This is a genomic window from Paenibacillus sp. sgz302164, assembly GCF_056120505.1.
Genome location: NZ_JBVYOL010000001.1, coordinates 154,694 through 174,322, shown reverse-complemented (window position 1 = coordinate 174,322; position 19,629 = coordinate 154,694). Strand labels below are relative to the sequence as shown.

Annotated in this window: 18 protein-coding genes and 3 pseudogenes; 17 read left to right on the top strand and 4 right to left on the bottom strand. The window is 44.2% G+C overall.

The features are described 5' to 3' along the window. Window positions 1–61: 61 nt before the first annotated feature. From AC0LWT_RS00690 to AC0LWT_RS00635, 12 genes and pseudogenes are all read left to right on the top strand, one after another. Window positions 62–1,060 (top strand): type I glyceraldehyde-3-phosphate dehydrogenase, encoded by a 999-nt coding sequence (locus AC0LWT_RS00690; protein WP_474679296.1) that lies wholly within the window; start codon window positions 62–64, stop codon window positions 1,058–1,060. A 28-nt stretch (window positions 1,061–1,088) separates the two neighbouring features. After that, window positions 1,089–2,177 (top strand): low temperature requirement protein A, encoded by a 1,089-nt coding sequence (locus tag AC0LWT_RS00685; protein ID WP_474679295.1) that lies wholly within the window; start codon window positions 1,089–1,091, stop codon window positions 2,175–2,177. Between the two features lie 567 nt (window positions 2,178–2,744). Further along, window positions 2,745–3,626 (top strand): LysR family transcriptional regulator, encoded by an 882-nt coding sequence (locus AC0LWT_RS00680; RefSeq protein WP_474679294.1) that lies wholly within the window; start codon window positions 2,745–2,747, stop codon window positions 3,624–3,626. A 60-nt stretch (window positions 3,627–3,686) separates the two neighbouring features. Then, window positions 3,687–4,580, top strand: coding sequence for a LysR family transcriptional regulator (locus tag AC0LWT_RS00675; RefSeq protein ID WP_474679293.1), 894 nt, complete (start codon window positions 3,687–3,689; stop codon window positions 4,578–4,580). A gap of 57 nt (window positions 4,581–4,637) precedes the next feature. Next, window positions 4,638–4,814, top strand: a pseudogene (locus tag AC0LWT_RS00670) (transposase); the annotation flags it as partial. A gap of 616 nt (window positions 4,815–5,430) precedes the next feature. Next, a pseudogene (locus AC0LWT_RS00665) lies at window positions 5,431–5,766 on the top strand (VOC family protein); the annotation flags it as partial. Beyond that, window positions 5,763–6,374, top strand: a complete 612-nt coding sequence (locus tag AC0LWT_RS00660; protein ID WP_474679292.1) for an alpha/beta hydrolase — start codon at window positions 5,763–5,765, stop codon at window positions 6,372–6,374. The pseudogene AC0LWT_RS00665 and the gene AC0LWT_RS00660, both read left to right, overlap by 4 nt. 38 nt (window positions 6,375–6,412) lie before the next feature. After that, window positions 6,413–7,012 carry a flavin reductase family protein gene (locus AC0LWT_RS00655; RefSeq protein ID WP_474679291.1) on the top strand — a complete coding sequence of 200 codons (600 nt, stop codon included), beginning with the start codon at window positions 6,413–6,415 and terminating at the stop codon, window positions 7,010–7,012. A gap of 339 nt (window positions 7,013–7,351) precedes the next feature. Next, window positions 7,352–9,211 carry a sensor histidine kinase gene (locus AC0LWT_RS00650; protein ID WP_474679290.1) on the top strand — a complete coding sequence of 620 codons (1,860 nt, stop codon included), beginning with the start codon at window positions 7,352–7,354 and terminating at the stop codon, window positions 9,209–9,211. Beyond that, window positions 9,204–10,781, top strand: coding sequence for a response regulator (locus AC0LWT_RS00645; RefSeq protein WP_474679289.1), 1,578 nt, complete (start codon window positions 9,204–9,206; stop codon window positions 10,779–10,781). The genes AC0LWT_RS00650 and AC0LWT_RS00645 overlap by 8 nt, the downstream gene beginning before the upstream one ends. A gap of 239 nt (window positions 10,782–11,020) precedes the next feature. Then, entirely contained in the window at window positions 11,021–11,266 is a 246-nt protein-coding gene (locus AC0LWT_RS00640; RefSeq protein WP_474679288.1) for a GGDEF domain-containing protein, read from the top strand. A gap of 146 nt (window positions 11,267–11,412) precedes the next feature. Beyond that, window positions 11,413–11,550 (top strand): annotated as a pseudogene (locus tag AC0LWT_RS00635) (transposase); the annotation flags it as partial. Window positions 11,551–11,653: 103 nt separating this feature from the next. On the opposite strand, the gene AC0LWT_RS00630 reads toward AC0LWT_RS00635, so the two are convergent. Both AC0LWT_RS00630 and AC0LWT_RS00625 read right to left on the bottom strand, forming a co-directional pair. Continuing rightward, complete coding sequence (locus tag AC0LWT_RS00630) at window positions 11,654–12,490, bottom strand: alpha/beta fold hydrolase (RefSeq protein ID WP_474679287.1); 837 nt, start codon at window positions 12,488–12,490, stop codon at window positions 11,654–11,656. Between the two features lie 79 nt (window positions 12,491–12,569). After that, window positions 12,570–13,208 (bottom strand): hydrolase, encoded by a 639-nt coding sequence (locus AC0LWT_RS00625; RefSeq protein ID WP_474679286.1) that lies wholly within the window; start codon window positions 13,206–13,208, stop codon window positions 12,570–12,572. 296 nt (window positions 13,209–13,504) lie between these two features. Between AC0LWT_RS00625 and AC0LWT_RS00620 the strand changes: the two genes are divergently transcribed. The 5 genes from AC0LWT_RS00620 to AC0LWT_RS00600 all read left to right on the top strand — a co-directional run bounded on the left by AC0LWT_RS00620 (window position 13,505) and on the right by AC0LWT_RS00600 (window position 16,658). Then, on the top strand, window positions 13,505–13,678 hold the full coding sequence (locus tag AC0LWT_RS00620; protein ID WP_474679285.1) for a DUF1427 family protein: 174 nt from the start codon (window positions 13,505–13,507) through the stop codon (window positions 13,676–13,678). A gap of 31 nt (window positions 13,679–13,709) precedes the next feature. Continuing rightward, entirely contained in the window at window positions 13,710–15,542 is a 1,833-nt protein-coding gene (locus tag AC0LWT_RS00615; protein WP_474679284.1) for an amidohydrolase, read from the top strand. Between the two features lie 40 nt (window positions 15,543–15,582). Beyond that, complete coding sequence (locus AC0LWT_RS00610; RefSeq protein ID WP_057305706.1) at window positions 15,583–15,777, top strand: CDGSH iron-sulfur domain-containing protein; 195 nt, start codon at window positions 15,583–15,585, stop codon at window positions 15,775–15,777. Window positions 15,778–15,864: 87 nt separating this feature from the next. Next, on the top strand, window positions 15,865–16,302 hold the full coding sequence (locus AC0LWT_RS00605; protein ID WP_474679283.1) for a Dps family protein: 438 nt from the start codon (window positions 15,865–15,867) through the stop codon (window positions 16,300–16,302). A 131-nt stretch (window positions 16,303–16,433) separates the two neighbouring features. Then, window positions 16,434–16,658, top strand: a complete 225-nt coding sequence (locus tag AC0LWT_RS00600) for a DUF896 domain-containing protein (RefSeq protein ID WP_474679282.1) — start codon at window positions 16,434–16,436, stop codon at window positions 16,656–16,658. A gap of 95 nt (window positions 16,659–16,753) precedes the next feature. Here the strand turns inward: AC0LWT_RS00600 and katA are convergent, their stop codons facing one another. Then, entirely contained in the window at window positions 16,754–18,211 is a 1,458-nt protein-coding gene (katA, locus tag AC0LWT_RS00595) for a catalase KatA (protein ID WP_474679281.1), read from the bottom strand. A 120-nt stretch (window positions 18,212–18,331) separates the two neighbouring features. Continuing rightward, window positions 18,332–19,519, bottom strand: a complete 1,188-nt coding sequence (locus AC0LWT_RS00590) for an MFS transporter (protein ID WP_474679280.1) — start codon at window positions 19,517–19,519, stop codon at window positions 18,332–18,334. Window positions 19,520–19,629 lie beyond the last annotated feature (110 nt).

Sequence of the window (19,629 nt, the reverse complement as noted above, 5' to 3'; positions counted from 1 at the left end):
TCTCTGAATCTTCGCATAACATCGATTTATAAATACAATATATGATCAAATGGAGGAAAATATGGGTGGAATAGCGATATTCGGATTCGGGCGCATTGGCAGGCAATTGCTAAGAGTCGCTTTGCAGGAAGAGCTTTTTGTTCCGGTTTCCATTTCGGACATCAAAGATGAGGCGACGCTAGCGGCGCTATTCGAAGTGGATACCAACTATAGACGCTGGCCTGAAGATGTTTCCGGGCATGAAGGCCGTATCGTTATCGGCGGCAGGGAAATAAAGTTTATCAATTCGTCGAAGGAAGTCCCGGATTGGAAGGCATTGGATGTGGACTTGGTTATCGACTGCACAGGCCGGGCCGTTACCCGTTCCGTTGCCGAGGTCCATTTGGAACGTGGTGCCAATAGAGTGCTGGTTAGCGGCCCAAGCAAAACTTTTGAAGATTGCGATGCCGTGTTGCTGAAAGGAATAAATCTGGATCAGTTTGATCCGGTCAAGCACAGGATCATAAGTATGGCGAGCTGTACAACCAACGCATTGGCAGCGGTCATCAAAGTCGTCAGGGAAAATTTCGGGATCAAATTCGGTTTATTCTCAACAGTTCACTCCTATACGAACACACAATCACTAACCGATCAGCCTATGAAGGATCGACGGGATTCATGGGCCGCTGCGGAAAATATCATTCCTTCCTCATCCGGAGCTGCAAGAGCATTGAAGTTCATTTGGAACGATCTGCAGATTACGGGTAAGGCATACCGAGTTCCAACTCGTACGGGCAGTATTGCTGAATTAAACCTGGTGACGGAAAAGCCGTGCACGGTCCAACAGGTGAACGATATGTTCCGCAGAGCCGCTGTGGAAGGCGAGTTGAAGGGAGTCTTGGACGTTTTGGAAGAGGAATGGGCGTCTTCTCGTATTGTAGGCGATTCCCATTCCTCCATCATTGACCTTCCTTTGACCCAAGTACAAGGAGAAATTCTCTCAATCGCAGCATGGTATGATAATGAGTGGGGCTATGCTTCACGATTAGCCGAAGTCGCGGCTTATCTGGTAAATAAGTAAAATTGTTAGATAAAAAGGGAGTATTAGTATGGTCGAGAAAAAGGTAACATGGCTGGAACTTTTTTATGATCTGCTTTTTGTAGCGGCAGTGTCAAAATCGAACCACATCTTGTTGCATGCAGACCATGGGATCATTCCCTTTGAATACTTAACCAAATTTGTTTTAATATTCATACCAATTTGGTGGGGATGGGTGGGACAAACTCTCTTTAATAATCGTTTTGGCCAAGATATAGGAACTCATCGAAAATTCATGATCTTTCAATTATTCTTTGCTTTAATTATGACAGCAAGTCTATCCGTAGATTTCGATCGATACTATATTCCCTTCCTTGTAGGTTATATTGGTTCGAGAGCGCTGACAGCAATTCAATATCTTACCGTACACAAATCAAATGGCACACATCAGCGGATGACCGCTCGATATTTGGGGACGCGATTTTGGATTGGGATATTCATTTCTTGCTGTTCACTTTTCTGTGACTCATGGATCCGTTATGCAATTCTGTATACTGGAATTGCCGTAGATATCATGCAGCCGTTATACGGCCGGCGGTATCTGATAATAACACCCACACATACCCATCACTTATTGGAACGCTTTGCATTATTTACACTTATTCTTATTGGCGAGTCGGTCATTGGTATCCTTTCGGTCTTGCAGTCTAGTTACTGGAACTGGGCAACTATGTTGTTCGCCTTATTTACTTTTATATTAGTGATTGCCATGTGGTGGCAATATTTTGATAGTATTGAAAGGAAAGTGAGGAAGGATATACAAACAGCTGGCCAAACGATTATTTATGGTCATTTATTCATATATGTATCCATGGGCTTAATAGCTGCTTCGATCCAATTAATATTTCAGGAACAACTGCATTATCCATTTATGTTGGCTTTTATTTTCGGATCAGTTCTGCTTTATTTTATCTCTACATCATTCGTTTTTAACCGATACAGACATAAACATCTAAGGCTGAAAACCTATCATTTGGCGACATTATTAGGACTGCTAGGTTGTTTTTTTGCGGTGGACAATGTTTATATCGCACCTAATTTTGTAATTATTGGAGAAATCATGATATTTTTTATTGTGTATGCGAAGTTATCGGCTTGAGTTTATATAGGAGTGTGAAAGGAAGTGTCTGATGAATTCCAGCGATATGTAGGGAAAGATATCGAAGTTTTATTTCACCCAGAAAGATGCATTCATTCGGCAAATTGTATGAGTGGGTTACCTGTAGTTAACAAATATTAATAAATGGTTTACTATTTTAATAAATGGATCTTCAGTACATGCTGAAGGTCCATTTTATTTAAAGTAGAGACGAAAAATCGACAACGCTCCCCTGCGCTGAGAGTTGGAAGTGACATAGTTGCGAGACAGGTTCAGGTAATCGGCCATGTTGAACAGGCTGATCTTCATATTTTCAGACTACACGGACCAACCCTAAAATCTAGTAACCTCACCCGAAATCAAGCGGATATATTATATGACAGGTTCGTCTTATAATGATTACAAAGTCATTGTCATCCAGAGATCACCCCGATCACGCTCATCACTACCAATCAGCTATTATACGAAGGATCAGTTGGGTCGGAACTAAAATTTTTCTTTCACATTCTTATAGCGTCCTCGATTTTACCATTGATGGTCTGTACATCTAACTAAGGGGGATACACTATGGAATTGCGCCAGCTTGAATATTTTATTCAAATATGCAAATCGGGAAGTTTCACCAAAGCTAAAGAAGAATTAGGTGTGACTCAGCCTACACTAAGCCAGCAAATTCGGGTTTTGGAAGACGAGTATAATATTCCATTGTTCAATCGGGTAGGTAGGGGGGTTGAAGTAACGGAAGCGGGGAAAATTCTCTTGAATAAGGGCAACGCTATTATGAATCTTCTTGAAGATGCACGAAATGAAATATATGGCCGAAACAATATATCTAGAGAAACAATTTCTATTGGGTGTTGTCCTGCTGAACTTGAATATCTTGCTCCTTATTTCATGAGATTTCACCAAAAGTACCCGAATATTTTATTGAAAATTATCGATGCAGAGGATGCCGAGAAAAAAGTTCTGGAGCAAGTGGTAGACTTTGGAATAACTGCAAATTCGATTTCTGATGCTTCGGTCATTTCGACTCATTTGTATAGACAAGAAATGGCGCTATTGATTCACTCAGAACATCCTTTGGCCGATAAATCTTCGATTCCTTTCCGATCCTTGAAGCAAATGAATTCGATCATGTTTCTAGAACAAAACAAATCATTAATTGAAAGGTATTGTTTCTCGTGTGGGTTTACCTTGAAGTCGACCATAGAAACGTCCTCCACTTCAGTATTGATTCATTGGGTTCGCCATAGACTTGGAGCAGCTCTTATACCAGCATCTTTGCTCGAAAGTATAAGGGACGATTCTTTGCGTATTATAAAATTAGAAGGCCATGCTCCTTGTTGGGATATATCTCTTGTATATCTTAATTCCGTTAGTATGAGGTCCACTGCACGCATATTCGTTCAAGAGATAGATTCATATGTAAGAATGGGAGACGCGGGATGATGGTATTACACAGTTACAACTCTATTGGGAAAATAGGAGTGAGGTTGAGGTGAATCTTTCATGTTCAGGCAATTAGAATGTTTCATTCAAATTTGCAAAGAAGGAAGCTTTACTAAGGCTGCAGACATTTTAATGATTTCTCAACCTACTTTAAGTCAACAGATCCGCTTTCTAGAGGTAGAAGTTGGAACCCCTTTGTTTGAGAGAGCTGGTAGAGGGGTAAAGATTACAGCTGCCGGGAAAATACTTTACGAAAAAGCTCTTTCCGTGATGAGGCTCATCGAAGAATCGAAGAAAGAAACTCACGAGTTACGCAATGCCCGAACAAATAAACTTTCGATAGGAATCTCACCTATGGACTTTTCTTGTTTAAAACCTCGTTTTTTGAAATTCCATGAACAGTATCCTGATACTACTTTAAAATTTGCCAGTGCAGAAAATATATCACAGCAATTATTGAATAATAGTATCGATATTGGCATTATCGACAATCATGATCCAAACAAAGAAATTCATATGATGCACCTGTATAAAGAAGAACAAGTATTGGTCGTTTATGCGGATCATCCATGGGCAGATCGAACCTTTATTTCTTTTCAAGAGCTAGAAGATTTAGAATCTTCCTTATTTGTTAGTGATATAAGTTTAATCGAGCAACTTCATACATTCAGCGCTAAGATCACCAAATCCTTGCAATCAAAGTTTGAGTCAACTTCCATGGCAATTCTTCTTTTTATGGTACTGCAAAAGATGGGGGTAGCTATTTTACCTGCTTCTTTAATTGGAAACTTTGGTCAGCAATTGAAAATGATTCGTCTCATAGATCCAACGCCTGTTCGTGAGATCAAGCTTATTTTTAAAAAGTATCATTATAATAATCCTTCTGTTCAAAAATGTATCGATTCTTTTCTAGAACAATCGAAAAAGTTGGCAGACTACGGCCATTGCAAATAGGGGAATTATGAGGTTTAAATCGAGAATGTCAAGGGGATACATTCCCTAGTGGATGGCTTGTACCGATTACGGTACCAAACTATTAAGCGAAGTTTCGCGGATGCTAAAGGGCTGCACGGACTTCGCTATTGCCGGTTCCGCGGGAAGAATAAAGTGCAGGAACAGGCCTCCATGACCGCCATCTGTCAGAACGCGAAAAAGATCGCCAACCACCTTGCCAAGAAAGCAGGATGAGGGCAGATCATCTTAATTTTATACGAGAATTCGCTTTTTTGAAATCATGGTATTCAAAACCATGCATAAAAAAAACAAAGCCCTAAAAAAACAGGGCTTTGTCCACAGTCTGAGATCAGCTGCTGAGCTTGTCTTTTTCACACCCACAAAGGAAGCCATCGCCGCGAGGCGATGACCTCGGATCATAGCCCGTTCATGCAGGTTCGATTCCCATCACAATACGAAGCTTGCTTATATTAGATCCTCCCTTGGGGGTTCGTCATGGACTTGGAGCAGCTTATACCAACATCTTTGCTCGAAAGTCTAAGGGACGATTCTTTATGTAGGAGAGAGGATCAAATGCAGAAATACATTGCGTTCCAATTAAGCAGGGAGAAATACTCGGCTTTTGGCATTGGGGCTGTGGTAAGAAATCGATCAAGGAGATAGATGCCAGCGTGCTGGATATATAGATTTTAGCTATATAATGTATAGAAATGAAGGAATGGTTTGCTAATTCATTTTGCCCTATCATAGGAATCAAGTAAATCTTTTTCATATAAAAGAAGGAGTGTCGTACAAGATGAGTACCGTAAAATTTGCGGATCGTGACGGCTTGCAATTAGAGCGGGAGGAAGGGAGCGGGATCATGGGTTCAGGTAACGTTCATCATATCGCATGGCGAGTCAAGGGTTATGAAGACCACGCAGCATGGAGAAGCCATGTTGAGAACAACGGCTTCCACCCTACACCGATCATTGATCGGCAGTATTTCCATGCCATCTATTTTCGGGAAGAAGGCGGCATCTTGTTTGAAATTGCGACGGATCCGCCGGGTTTTGCAAAGGATGAGCCTCAAGATCGCTTAGGTGAGGCATTAATGCTGCCAGAATGGTTCCAACGCAATCGTGCTGAAATTGAAAAAAACTTGCCGCCCATTCAAGTACGCGAATTGGAGTCGTTCAAGCCATGAAGCATATTTTTCAAAAAGGCTCAAATCCGAAACTGCCGACACTTCTTTTATTACATGGCACGGGCGGGACGGAATACGATTTATTGCCGGTTGCTCAGAGGATCGCTCCGGACTCCAATGCTCTAAGTGTTCGAGGCGAGGTTCAGGAGAATGGAATGGCTCGATTTTTCAGGAGATTGGCTGAGGGTATTTTTGACGAGGAAGACCTTTTGTTTCGAACGGAAGAGTTGAACGGATTCATTGATCAAGCAGCGAACCAATATGAATTCGACCGCCGGAATGTCGTGGCTATTGGGTATTCTAACGGTGCCAACATTGCGGGAAGCCTCTTGTTTCATTGTAGGAATGCATTAAGAGGTGCAATTCTATTCCATCCCATGGTTCCTCGTCGTGGTGTAATACTTCGCGAATTAGCTCATATCCCTATATTTATTGGTGCCGGAACGAATGATCCAATCTCTTCTCAACAAGAAACCAGAGAGCTGCAGTCGCTATTGGAAGGTGCAGGCTCTTCCGTTGAAATACACTGGGAACATGCAGGTCATCAGTTAACGCATCAAGAAATTAATGCGGCAGCTCATTGGTTCAAAAAGCATTTCGATTCCTAACCTTGTTCACATACTTTAAAAGTGGAAGAAGGGTAACTTTGATATCGATCAATCCCAACAATCAAACGGAACGGGACAATTATAAGCTACTAATCGGGAGTATTCTTCCTCGGCCGATAGCGTTTGTGACGACTTTATCGACAGACGGCATACTTAATGCCGCTCCTTTCAGCTATTTTAATATCGTGACTTCAAATCCGCCTATGCTGTCGATTTCCGTACAACGGCAGCAGGGCAAACAGAAGGACACCGCAAGAAATGCGATAGAAAAGGGAGCGTTCGTCGTTCACATTTCGGATGAGTCGAATATTGAGGCTATCAATCTTACAGCGGTCAGCTTGCCGTCACACGAAAGCGAGGTCGAATGGGCTGGCTTAACTCCTGTTCCGAGTGCAGCAATGCCAGGGTGCGATCTATTGATCGGGCGCATCGTTCACTTCCATATTCATGAATCTTTATATCAGGATGGACGGATTGATCCTAATAAACTTCAGCCTATAAGCCGGCTCGCGGGTGATTTCTATTCGAAGCTGGGAGAACTATTTTCAATAAAGCGCCCCCAGTTGGATGTCAAACTAAGGCTTGAGCACGAGAGCAGAAGCAAATGCCATGATCTATCACGTAATAGAACATCATAGCTAACGTGAATAAGCAAGCAAGACAAAGGAATATTTCCTTGTCTTGCTCGCTTATTCACATTAGCGGCTTAGGAAACCTGAAATATAGTAGCCTTGCAACCCCTACCTGTAATATAAACTTTTCTTTTACTTGCAATAACCTTCTAGCAATGTAAGTCTGCTTTTATATGGTAGGTATCCCCAATAATAGGGCATTAAGTTCGCCAAACAAACAGCCTATGAACGAAATGTACAGAAGCTGAAGTCGTCGCTCAATTAATAGTTCTATAGAAGAAGCAGTAGGTGAAGCAGGAGATGGGATTCCCGGCAAAACGTTGGTTATCGGGGATATGTGCAATTGTGTTTAAACTTTCGTTTCAAGTCAAACTGATCCTGTCATTTGTGTTCGTTATCTTCATACCGGTTATTCTATTCTTCTGGTATATGCTTAATGAAGAGTCCGCCAATACAATAAAAGAAATAACGGTGAACAACGATAATGTGCTGGCGGCCGAGAAAAAGAACATTGAGAATAACGTGGAGCTGATGAAATGGACCGCCCAGCTTTCGTTATCCAACGGGGAAATGAACGGTTATCTGCAAATTCAACAACGACAGGATGCAGCGGGTGTTCTTCATATTAAGAATGATGTGGTCAGCAGCTTTCAATATTTTCTGTTCAACAATCCACGAATTGCGAATGTCCGGTTGTTCACGGCCAACCCTTATGTGAATGAGATTTGGCCAGTCATCCTACAGGAGTCACGTATTCAGGACAAACCCTGGCATGATAAGGTGATGAAACAGAGCGGTTTGCCCTGGTGGGAGATTGTACAGGACGAAAAAGTTCTCACCGATTCACCATCCGAACCATCGCTGAATGAGCCCGTCATGACGTACTTGCAGGAATTCAAATTTGCGGACAACATAACACATAACGGGATTCTAGAGATATTGATGAAGCTGTCGAATTTCTTCACTCGAACGTTCAGCAGTGTGCAGGACACGAACTCCCAGCTGATCGTAGTAGCAAGGAGCGGACAGGTATTCAGCTTGAAGACTTCACCTGTGTTCAAGCAGCACAGCGCGGAGCAATTGATGGAAAGTGTGAAGTTGACGAGTAATACAGATCGCGAGACGGTACAGTTCGAGGTTAATGGGCAGTCCTACTTGGCGATTCAGAGCTACATTCCATCGATCGACGTACATCTGGTCAATATGGTTAGTCTTGCGGACACGATGGAAGGCATTCACCATTCGAGAGTTCGTTATATTGTACTCATTTCGTTACTAGCGGCATTTCTCGTACTGCTGTCTTACTCGATGCAGGCGATGATTTTGCGCAGGCTTAAGGTGTTAAGAGAATCGATGAAACAGGTAAGAAGCGGTAACTTTGACGTCGAGCTGCCGCCGATTACCGGTACCGATGAGGTAGGAGAGCTGGGCTTGCATTACCGCAATCTCATTCTGAAGATTAACGAGCTCATTCAAGAGCAGGCAGCTAGGCAGGCGGCAGGCAAAGAAGCCGAGCTTCGGGCGCTGAAGAACCAGATCGATTCCCACTTCCTCTACAATACGCTGGAGAACGTCAAGATGCTGGCGGAGATTGAAGGGCAGTTCCTTATATCGGACATAATGACCTCGCTAGGCGGTATGATGCGGTATTCGATGGAATGGAAGCGGGATCACGTGATGCTCAGCGATGAGATTCAGCAGGTCCAGCATTATGTATCCGTCATGAACATCCGTTATGATGGAAGACTTGATCTCCGATTGTCGATTGCACCGGAATGTCTCGAGCAGGAATCGCTCAAAATGTCACTGCAGCCCGCACTCGAGAATGCAATCAAGCACGGGATGAGCCAAATGCATTCCAGCAACGGGAATCTGGCCGTTACGATCTCTGCCGTCCGGCGTGATCAAGCTTGTGTCATAGAGATCACTGACAACGGCCGCGGCATACCGGAAGAGAAGCTGGGCTTATTGAATCGGATGCTCCGAATGGAAGAGTCCGCTTACCAGGAGGCCCGGCAATTATTCGTTCGCAACAATAGCCACGACAGCAATGGAATCGGTTTGCGTAATGTGGACCAACGCCTAGTGATGAGCTATGGGACGGAATATGGGATTCAGATCGAGAGTAAGGAAGGGAGCTATACACGAATAATCATGACTTTGCCGTATCGGGTCATGGGAGGGGAATTAGACATCTATGATTAGCTTGCTGATCGTCGACGACGAGAAGATCATCCGGAGGGGCTTGCAATCGATGATAGAGAGGCAGTTTCCTAATCTGTTTAACTGCCGATTTGCCGAGAATGGACAAGAGGCGCTGGAGCTGCTTCGCCATGAGCCTGCGGATATTATGATCACAGATATCCGAATGCCAATTATGGATGGGTTCGAACTGCTCGATCAGCTGCAAGGCCACCCGGTTAAACCCGAGATTGTATTGCTGTCTGGCTATAATGAGTTCGTATATGCGCAGAAAGCGATTCGCTGTGCTGTGAAGGATTATCTCTTGAAGCCTGTGAGGCGGGAGGAGTTGTTTGCCGTCCTGGAGCGATTAAGGCAGGACATAAGGATGAGAGAAGAACGAGCAGACAAGTCGCGTGAAGATGCCAGACTTGTTGCTGCCGAGCTAGTTACTCAGCATTTGACCCAGAAGGATGTGGATGACGCGGTAACAGAGAACAAGCTGAAGCAGGCCGACTTTTGCTGGTTGGATACAGGATATACGCTGGGCTTGCTTACGCGGCGCGGTGGAGGATCACAGCCTAGCAGCACGGATGCTGCCTCTTTCAAGAAACAAATCGAAGAACTGTTACAAGGGCGAATGGATTGGATGCTCACGCGTGATGGAGAAGGCGGAACGATTATGCTCGCACGCGATCCGGTTATGTTCTACCAGTTGGCGGAACGGTGGAGGTTGAGTGTATATGAGTCGCAGCTGCGAATCGCGGTTAGCGAGTCTGTTCAAGGGATAGAGCAGGTAAGGTGGGCATACAGCCAAGCGAAGCAAACCTTGAAATACAGTTTTGTGCTTCCAGAACTCGATGTGCTGGACTACACCAGCATAAGTGAGCGCAATGAGCGGCATGTCGTTCCTGTTGAGTTGATTGGGCGATTATCGAATCTGATGGGAATGGGACGCGGGAACGAAATGAAGCAGCTTCTCGATCAAGTTCTAGATGTTCGTATCATTAGCTGCTGTGAAATCGGCTACCTGGAACGGATCAGCCAGCTGCTCAATGAAGAGGTGTTCGACAAGGTGTTCCGCATCTACGGAAATAGAGTGCTTGGCCTATTAAGGCCGTACGCCCATGTTGGACATATTGCGAATTTCGATCGATTTGAACATTATTATGCAGCTGTTGAGCAGCTTCTCGATAGTCTGGACCGGTTCATCCAAGATTGGAGAGAGCAAGCGCCTACGGATCAAAATACGATGCAAAAAGTTCTCGCCTACTTGCAGACGCATTATGCCGACCGTTTGAACATGGCGGTCGTGTCCAACCATTTCTCACTCAATTACTCGTATTTCAGCCAAGCCTTCCAAGAATATAGCGGTGAGAGTTTCTCGAACTATGTTCGCCGGTTAAGGCTGAACAAGGCGAAGGAGCTGCTGGTGCACTCCGATTTGAAGGTGTACGAAATCAGTGATCAGGTTGGATTCGAAAATGTGAAGCATTTTACGAGAATATTCAAGGAAACCGAAGGTATCACAGCGCTGGAATACCGAAGCCAGCGAAGGTTGTTTGAAACCCAAGATGAGCTAAGATTGCTCTGAACTTAACAGAACCCTCAAATCATGCGATTACACCTAAAACCGGTAGAAAAACGATATTCGAATCCTAAACCAGTTAAAGACTTCCAGATAACGACGGAAAACGATAACTCAAGCAAAGTTTAAGGCAGCTGGCCAGAACGGTCAGCTGCCCTTTTTCAATAAACGGGCAGCCTTGTACGTCAGGCGTATTGAACTTGTATCTTTGCTTTTATGTATCTGCCAAGCGGCACCAAAATCAAATGTTTGCTGAAGCAAGGCGGGACGGCGAGGCATTCACGGTTATTATAATGGACGTCGATTATTTTAAAAAAATCAATGACACCTACGGCCATTTCGCAGGGGACCAACTGCTTGTACATGTGGTCCGGGCTTGCCAAACGCAACTGCAGGCCGGAGAGCTGTTTGCCCGATACGGCGGGGAGGAATTCATATTTGCGCGAAAGAGCTGCACCGCAGCTGAAGGTGAGGCGCTCGCCAATCGATAATTTCCTTTGGTAGTTGATTGCAGGGCTCTTTTTGCTCTATCATATAAAGGACACCTCTTCTGTGTGGTAGTGAGTTGCTCGACACAATCACTATACCAAACGGAAGCGGTGTTTTTCTATTTTTGCAAGAGATAAATCATTATCCTAGTAACCGTGGATTCAAAAGGTTTCTGTTTCGAGGCTTACCCAAAGTAAGTCTGGAGGTCGGGTGGCTTTCGCTTTCCCACAATCTGCTGAAGAAAGCAGTAGTGGATGCCAAAAACGAAAGAGCTAAGAGCAAATAGGCCGCTTAGCTCCCTTTTTCATTTCAAATATTCACTTTTTTACGATGAGATCTGCCCCGAACCTTCTATAATTGTTACTTTTAGGATAGCCTCTTCATACAATTTAGTTTTTAAGGAAGTTAATCAAAGCGATATTGAATTGTTCAGGGTGAGTCGCGTTCAAGCCATGCGGTCCACCTTCAATTACGACGAGTTGACTACCTGCAACAGCTTCGTTGGAAAGTTTACCGCTTACTTCAAGCGGCACAATCGCATCGGAATCGCCATGGATAACAAGCAATGGAATATCAAATTTAGCCAAATCGCCACGAAAATCCGTACGGCCGAAGGCATCAACGCAATCCAGCGTCCCTTTTGGTGAAGCGTAAGAAGCAATATCAAGGTTGTAAACACGGAAGGACTCACTGACCAGATCGGTTCTATCCCCCGCTTTAAAGAAATTGTGAGTGAAGCCGTCAAGGAAGGCGATGCGGTCTTTTTTCAAACCGTCTTGGAAGCCCTGAATGGTGCCTTCATCCAGACCACCTTCCGGATGCTCATCGGATTTGTAGAAGAACGGCGGAATTGCAGCAGCCAACACGGCTTTTTTGACACGACTTGTTCCATATGTACCAACGTAACGAGCGACCTCTCCGCCACCCATCGAAAATCCGACCAGTGTCACGTCCTTAAGGTCCAGATATTCGATTAGCTTATGAAGGTCCGCCGCAAACGTATCATAGTCGTAACCGTTCCACGGTTGGGAGGATTGTCCGAATCCACGGCGGTCATATGTAATCACGCGGTAACCTGCATCGATGAGTGCTGGAACTTGACTCTCCCACGAGCGCCCGCTCAGTGGCCAGCCATGGATCAAAACGACAGGTTTGCCTGCGCCAAGATCTTCAAAATATAATTCAATGGGTTGCCCGTTTTCTGTTCCTACTGTTAATTTAGCCATTTTCATATTTCCTTTCGAATTGGTTTTGGTTAAGCTGAGACAGTCAAAATAAATTGACTATCTTTTTTGGATGAATAGGTTACCCTCCGTGGCCCCCAAACATTGTTTGAGCATAAAAAATACCCGCACCGTAGGCGCCACTGTGTTGCATAGCAATCTCCAGAACGGCATCATACGTTTCTTGACGCGCCCAATCGCGCTGATACTCAAGAAGAACAGATAGCCAAGTCACGGGAATGGCTCCTGCTTGAATCATGCGTTGAACGGACATGTTATGCGCTTCCGTCGTCGTCCCGCCTGAAGCATCCGTTACGATGTATACTTCATATCCATCATTAATGGCTGAAACTGTAGGGAAAGCAAGGCAAACTTCTGTCCACAGTGCTGCCATAATCAGCTTCTTGCGCCCTGTTTTCTTCACTGCTTCCACGAAGTTTTTGTCTTCCCAGGAGTTCATTGTTGTTCGGTCAATCGGCTTTTGATCAGGAAATACAGCCTGAATGTGCGGATGAATAGGGCCAGAAAACGATTCAGCAGCAACCGTTGTAAGAATAATTGGAGCATTGAAAACTTTAGCTGTTTTAGCCAGTCCAACCGTATTGTTAATAATCGTTTGGCGATCTGCGCTTTGTACGCCAAAAAGCATTTGAGGCTGATGGTCAACTAGAATAATAGCGGAGTTCTCAGCAGTTAGTAAATCGGACTTGTCGTTAAACATATAAAAATCCCTACTTTCTATTTATGATTACAACAGATCCACAAATATGAGAACCTGAACCTGCTGCATATAACAAGTCTATTGAAATGCAAACGGATGAACAATCTTCATTTTTCTATATAGCCCATAGGTAAAAACTATAGATTATAAAATAAAAATAATGTATAAGTGATTCCTATGGTTGTTATAGAGAAAGCCTTATTGATAGAAAGAATCCTGACTTATAAACTTAAATAGAAGGTAAATGATTGAACAAAGAACATCATTAATGACTGGATTGAAGGAGGAAAGTTAGTTTGTGGGATTCACTGCTTCTCGCTTTAGCTACAGGTATCGTCATTGGCGTTATTTTTCAATTGCTGAAGATCCCCTCTCCGGCGCCGCCCTTTTTGGGATTACTTGGTCTCTTAGGAATGTTTTCAGGACAACGGTTGATGCCTTGGATACAACTTTGGTTAAGCCGTAAATAACACCTAATAAATGACAAAGGAGAACAAAATCATGTCTGAGAAACCGACGATTGTTGAAGCAAGTCTAGTCATTCATAATGCCCACATCGTGACGATGGACGATGCTAATCCAGCAGCCACAGCAGTTGCAGTTAAAGGCGACCATTTCCTGGCGGTGGGGGACGATGCCGAAATCATGAAATATGTTGGACCTTCCACGCAAGTTGTAAACGCCAACAAACGAATGTTAATTCCAGGTTTGAACGATTCTCATATTCATCTTATTCGAGGCGGTCTCAATTATAATCTCGAGCTTCGATGGGATGGAGTGCCATCCGTAGCGGATGCCTTGCGGATGCTGAAAAAGCAGGTGGATCGTACGCCAGCACCTCACTGGGTTCGTGTTGTTGGCGGCTGGACAGAATTCCAATTCGTGGAACACCGAATGCCAACTTTGGATGAAATCAATCGAATTGCTCCGCATACACCGGTATTTATCCTCAATCTTTACCGTCAGGCTTTTTTGAATAAAGCGGCCTTGCGAGTCATCGGATATACGAAAGATACGCCGAATCCGCCAGGTGGAGAAATCCAAAGGGATAGCCAAGGGAATCCAACAGGAATGCTCATCGCTAGACCTAATGCTACTATTTTGTATGCGACCTTAGCGAAAGGACCGAAGCTTTCATACGAGGATCAAATAAATTCAACCCGATTGTTCATGAGGGAATTGAATCGATTCGGAGTCACAAGCGTGATTGACGCTGGCGGGGGCTTTCAGAACTATCCCGATGATTATCAGGTTTTTGATGAGCTTGATAAGCGTGGAGAGATTACGGTTCGTACGGCGTATAATTTATTCACCCAGCATCCCAAGAATGAACTGAGTGATTTTAAAGCATGGACTGCTACAACGCAGCCGTATACGGGCAGCTCCTACTATCGTCATAACGGAGCAGGTGAAATGCTTGTTTATAGCGCAGCAGACTTTGAAGATTTTGTAGAACCTCGTCCAGAACTTCCAGCTGTACTGGAAGATGAGCTCTTCGGAGTTACCCAGCATCTCGTAGAGCAACGTTGGCCATTTCGTCTTCATGCCACTTATGGAGAATCCATCACACGTTTTCTCGATGTATTTGAACGCGTGAACAAAGAGGTTCCCTTCAAAGACTTGCGCTGGATTTTGGATCATGCCGAAACAATCCAGGAGAAGGATTTGGAGCGAGTTGTTGCATTAGGCGGTTCGATCGCCGTTCAAAGCCGAATGGCTTTTCAAGGTGAATATTTCGTCGATCGATACGGGGCCGAAGCAGCAGAAAATGCGCCTCCGATTACCAAGATGATTAAATCCGGATTGCGCGTTGGGGTAGGGACAGATGCTACCAGAGTAGCCAGTTATAATCCTTGGGTTGCCTTATACTGGTTAGTGACGGGGAAGACACTTGGCGGGCTAATCTTGTACCCTGCTTCCAATCGTGTGGAGAGGCATGAAGCGCTTCGCATGTATACATCAGGAAATGCATGGTTTTCCAAGGAAGAAAATGTGAAAGGGCAAATCAAAGCGGGTCAATATGCTGATTTATCGATTCTTTCTGATAACTTCTTTCTTGTCTCCGAAGAAGCTATTAAAAAAATTGAATCTGTCTTCACTGTTGTAGGAGGCAAGATTGTCTATGGTACTAACGAATTTCAGCCTTTGTCGCCGCCAGCTCCGCAAGCAAGTCCAGACTGGTCTCCGCATAATATCTTTGGAGGCTACTACAATGGAACAAATTACGGAGGCGGCGGAGCGGGAGTTCAGGCACCTCAAAAGGCGCACCATCATCATGGATGCAACCATCACCATGGCAGTGGCTTCTGTGACCTGGATTGCTTCGTTTTCTAAGTATGTTTCACCAAAATAATCCAATAGGGGCGAGATCATCATGTCTGAAGTTACGATCAAAGTAAACGATAATGGGCCATTGCGTATTACAGGCAAAGTAGAAATGGTGGATGCGGTGGGCAACCGTTTTGAAACCAAGGAAAGTTTTATTCTTTGCCGGTGCGGTTTATCCAGTCAGAAACCGTTCTGCGACTTGACTCATAAAGGTAAGTTTGAAAGCGCTCCTCGAGCTTAGATTAAAAGATCAATATCGATCTGACTATATTTCGTATAGCCTAAGCTTATAGTTGGAAATGTTGCTAAATTCGAAAGGAGCTTTTTGATGACAGAAAAACTAACGGAAGTGCTTAACACCCAGATCGCTAACTGGAGTCTGTTGTTCACCAAACTTCATAACTATCACTGGTATGTTAGAGGGGGGCAGTTCTTCACTTTGCATTTGAAGTTCGAAGAACTTTATACGGAAGCTGCACTTCATGTGGACAATCTTGCCGAGCGTCTGCTGGCATTAGGCGGTAGTCCGGTAGCGACACTTCATGAAATTATCGAAAAAGCTACATTAAAAGATGCAGCAGGCAATGAGAATGCAAATGAGATGGTCCGTACGCTTGTTGCTGATTTTGGGATCATTGTGAGTGAGCTTAAAGAGGGTATGAGTATTGCAGACCGTGAAGGCGATGAGACAACTGGGGATATGCTTTTGGTAATTCATAGCTCCCTGGAAAAGCATGTATGGATGTTGAAATCGTACTTAGGGTAATTTTCCAAAAAAATAATGGATTGCTGGAAGACCTGAAAGAGAGCAGCCTTAAAAAGCTACCTTTCTTGAAGGTCTTCTCCTTATAATGTGAGAAAGTATAAGTTTGAACTATTGTCATTGAGGTGATGAAAATGATCCCTATTCTTGGGCGTATTAACCAGCTGAGCAGGAAACAACGAATAAATGGTTTGACGGAAGAGGAGAAAGCTGAACAAGCAGCATTGCGTCAAGAGTATTTGCGGCTTATTAGAGGCCAAGTTTTGTCTACCATGTTAAGCGTATCCGTTGTCGACCCTGAAGGTAATGACGTAACTCCGTTAAAGCTGGTGCACGAGAAAGAAGAGCCAAAAATTTAACTGGCTAGTGCAATGGAGAGTTCCTTCAGCAAAAAAAAGAGCAGTTCCCCAGCTATCATTTGCTGTGTGAACTGCTCTCTTTTTGACGGATCGTATTAAGTCAGTTGTGGAACTCTCAAACCAAGCCCCTCGGCGATCGCTTGTCCCCATTCGGGATCTGCTTGATAGAAGTGAGAGATTTGAAGGAGTTTGATTTCATCTTTCTCCACCGGCTTCATTGCATTTACTATGTTATATACTAATCGTCCGCGTTCTTCTACACTAAGCAATCGATACAGGTCGCCGGCTTGAGTGTAATGATCATCCTGGTCATATGGGACGCTATCGGCTGAACCGGTTATTTCAAACGGGGCTGTCTTGTACGTTTCCGATTCGGCAGCTCCGCCATAACTGTTTGGTTCATAGTATATCGAGTTTCCCCCATTACGATCGGAACGCATCTGTCCGTCACGTTGGTTGTTATTCACTTCGAAGATAGGTTTATTGATAGGCAGTGTATTATGGTTCGTGCCAACCCGATAGCGATGAGCATCGGCATAGGCGAATAGACGGCCTTGCAGCATTTTATCCGGCGAAGCCTCAATACCAGGTACGAACGCCCCAGGGGAGAAGGTTGCTTGCTCAACTTCGGTAAAATAATTGTCCGGGTTTAGGTTGAGAACCATGCGTCCAACCTCGATAAGAGGGTAATCCTTCTGCGACCACACTTTCGTTACATCGAAAGGATCGAAACGGTACGTCTTTGCATCCTCCAGCGGCATCATTTGTACATACAGCTTCCATGCGGGAAAGTCACCTTTGTCTATGGCATTAAACAAATCCTCGGTATGATAATCTGGGTTTTCACCGGCCAGCTTGGCGGCCAGCTCGACATCCAGGTTCTTCACGCCTTGTTCCGTTTTAAAATGATATTTGACCCAAATGCCTTGTCCGTCCGCATTGACCCACTTAAACGTATGGCTTCCGAAGCCATGCATATGACGGAGAGTCGCAGGAATACCACGATCGGACATCAAGATAGTGACTTGATGCAAGGATTCGGGAGACAAGGACCAGAAATCCCAAACAGCATTGGGGTTTTTTAGATGAGTTTGAGGGTGCCTTTTCTGAGTATGAATGAAATCCGGAAATTTAATGGCATCCCGAATGAAGAAAACAGGCGTGTTATTGCCCACCAAATCATAGTTTCCTTCTTCTGTATAGAACTTTACAGCAAAGCCGCGTGGGTCACGTACGGTATCTGCAGATCCCAGTTCACCTGCTACCGTGGAGAAGCGTATAAATACCGGTGTACGTTTGCCAACCTCAGACAAAAAGCGGGCCTTTGTATAGGCGGAAATATCGTTGGTTACTTCAAAATATCCGTGTGCTCCGGCACCTTTGGCATGAACAACACGTTCGGGGATGCGTTCCCGGTTGAAATGAGCAAGCTTTTCCAGAAGGTGGACGTCTTGAATAAGGGTTGGACCGCGTGAGCCGGCAGTCATGGAGTTCTGGTTATCTCCAACGGGAGCGCCCCAACTTGTAGTTAAATGGCCATTTTTGGTTTCCATGTACAAACCTCCTAAGTAATAAATGAGTATAACGACGAGCCATGGTGAATCGGATTTACCGGGTACGATCCCGAATCATTTCGCCGAGTTCGCATAGGTCTCGTTTTGGGATGATGCTGACTAACTGCGTGGTTCTTCTAAACGAATAAAAAAGGGGACAATCAAGCTCAAACACAACAATCCAGCTAATACTTCAAAAGAGAATAAATAGCCTCGTTGATTGATCAGATAAATTGAAAGAATCGGCCCAAGTGATGCACCTATGAACACCATAAACATGTGGAACGAAACCGCGATCGCCCGGATCTCCCCCGCAATGTGACCAATTAGTGAGATCAATGCAGGAAGAGCCATAGCAATTCCAATAATAAACACGACGCTCATCGAAACTAAAAAAATGAGGTTAGGCCAGAGGCCTAACAAGCCCAAGCCGATTCCAGCAAAGATCAATCCACACCATAAAACGTTTTTGACTCCCATTTTCGCGACCAATCTTCCATCAAACGGTGCTACTAGCATTCCGATAATACCAACCGCACGGACCCAGAGAATATCTTGGTGACTTAATCCGAAGAGTGAACTGTTTAAATAACTTCCAAGTGTCGTAAAAAAACCGACAAGCGAAATAAAGAGCGTAGCAGAAATGATATAGCAAAGAGGCAAACCCTTCCTTTTGAAAATATAGCCTATTCGCAAAAAGGCAGAAAAGAAGCTACCCTCTGGTTGCTGTGTTTTATCCTTTGGAATAAAGGCAATCAAGATAGAGGAAATTAAATACACCGCAAAAAGAATATAGAAAACATAAGACCAACTTAAGTATAAAACAATATAGCTGCTATATATTTGTCCAACGATAGTGGCCATTAAAAACGCCGTACTAATGAACCCAATAATGGTTACTCTTCTTTTAATTGGAAACATTTCCATTGCGTAGGCCAAGACAGACGGAGGGAACATGGACGCCGCCAGACCTTGGAAGGCTCGAAGGGCAACGAGCCAAGAAAAGCTGCTGACACTTCCGATTAGAGGCGTTATTACAGTGAGCAATATTAACCCTGACAACATCATTTTTTTTCGTCCAAAACGATCGGATAAAACTCCAAAGAACAGACCTCCACCTGCAAAGGCAAACGAAAAAGCACTGCCGGCCCAAGCAGCTTGAGAAGACGACACCTTGAATGCATCTGAAATAATCGTTATTAATGGAATCGTTAAATACGTACACGACACTACAACTAATGCACACCAGAAAATGATACCGGTAATGAATGAGAAATTTGACGATTTGGACAACGGTTCGTTAACCAAAATACCACCCCTTGATCTTCTGCTTTTTTCCATTTGTTTATTTATGTTCTGCTAACCAAGTCGCTACTTTTTGAGCATCATCATCCTTAAGGATTCCTGCAGGCATACCG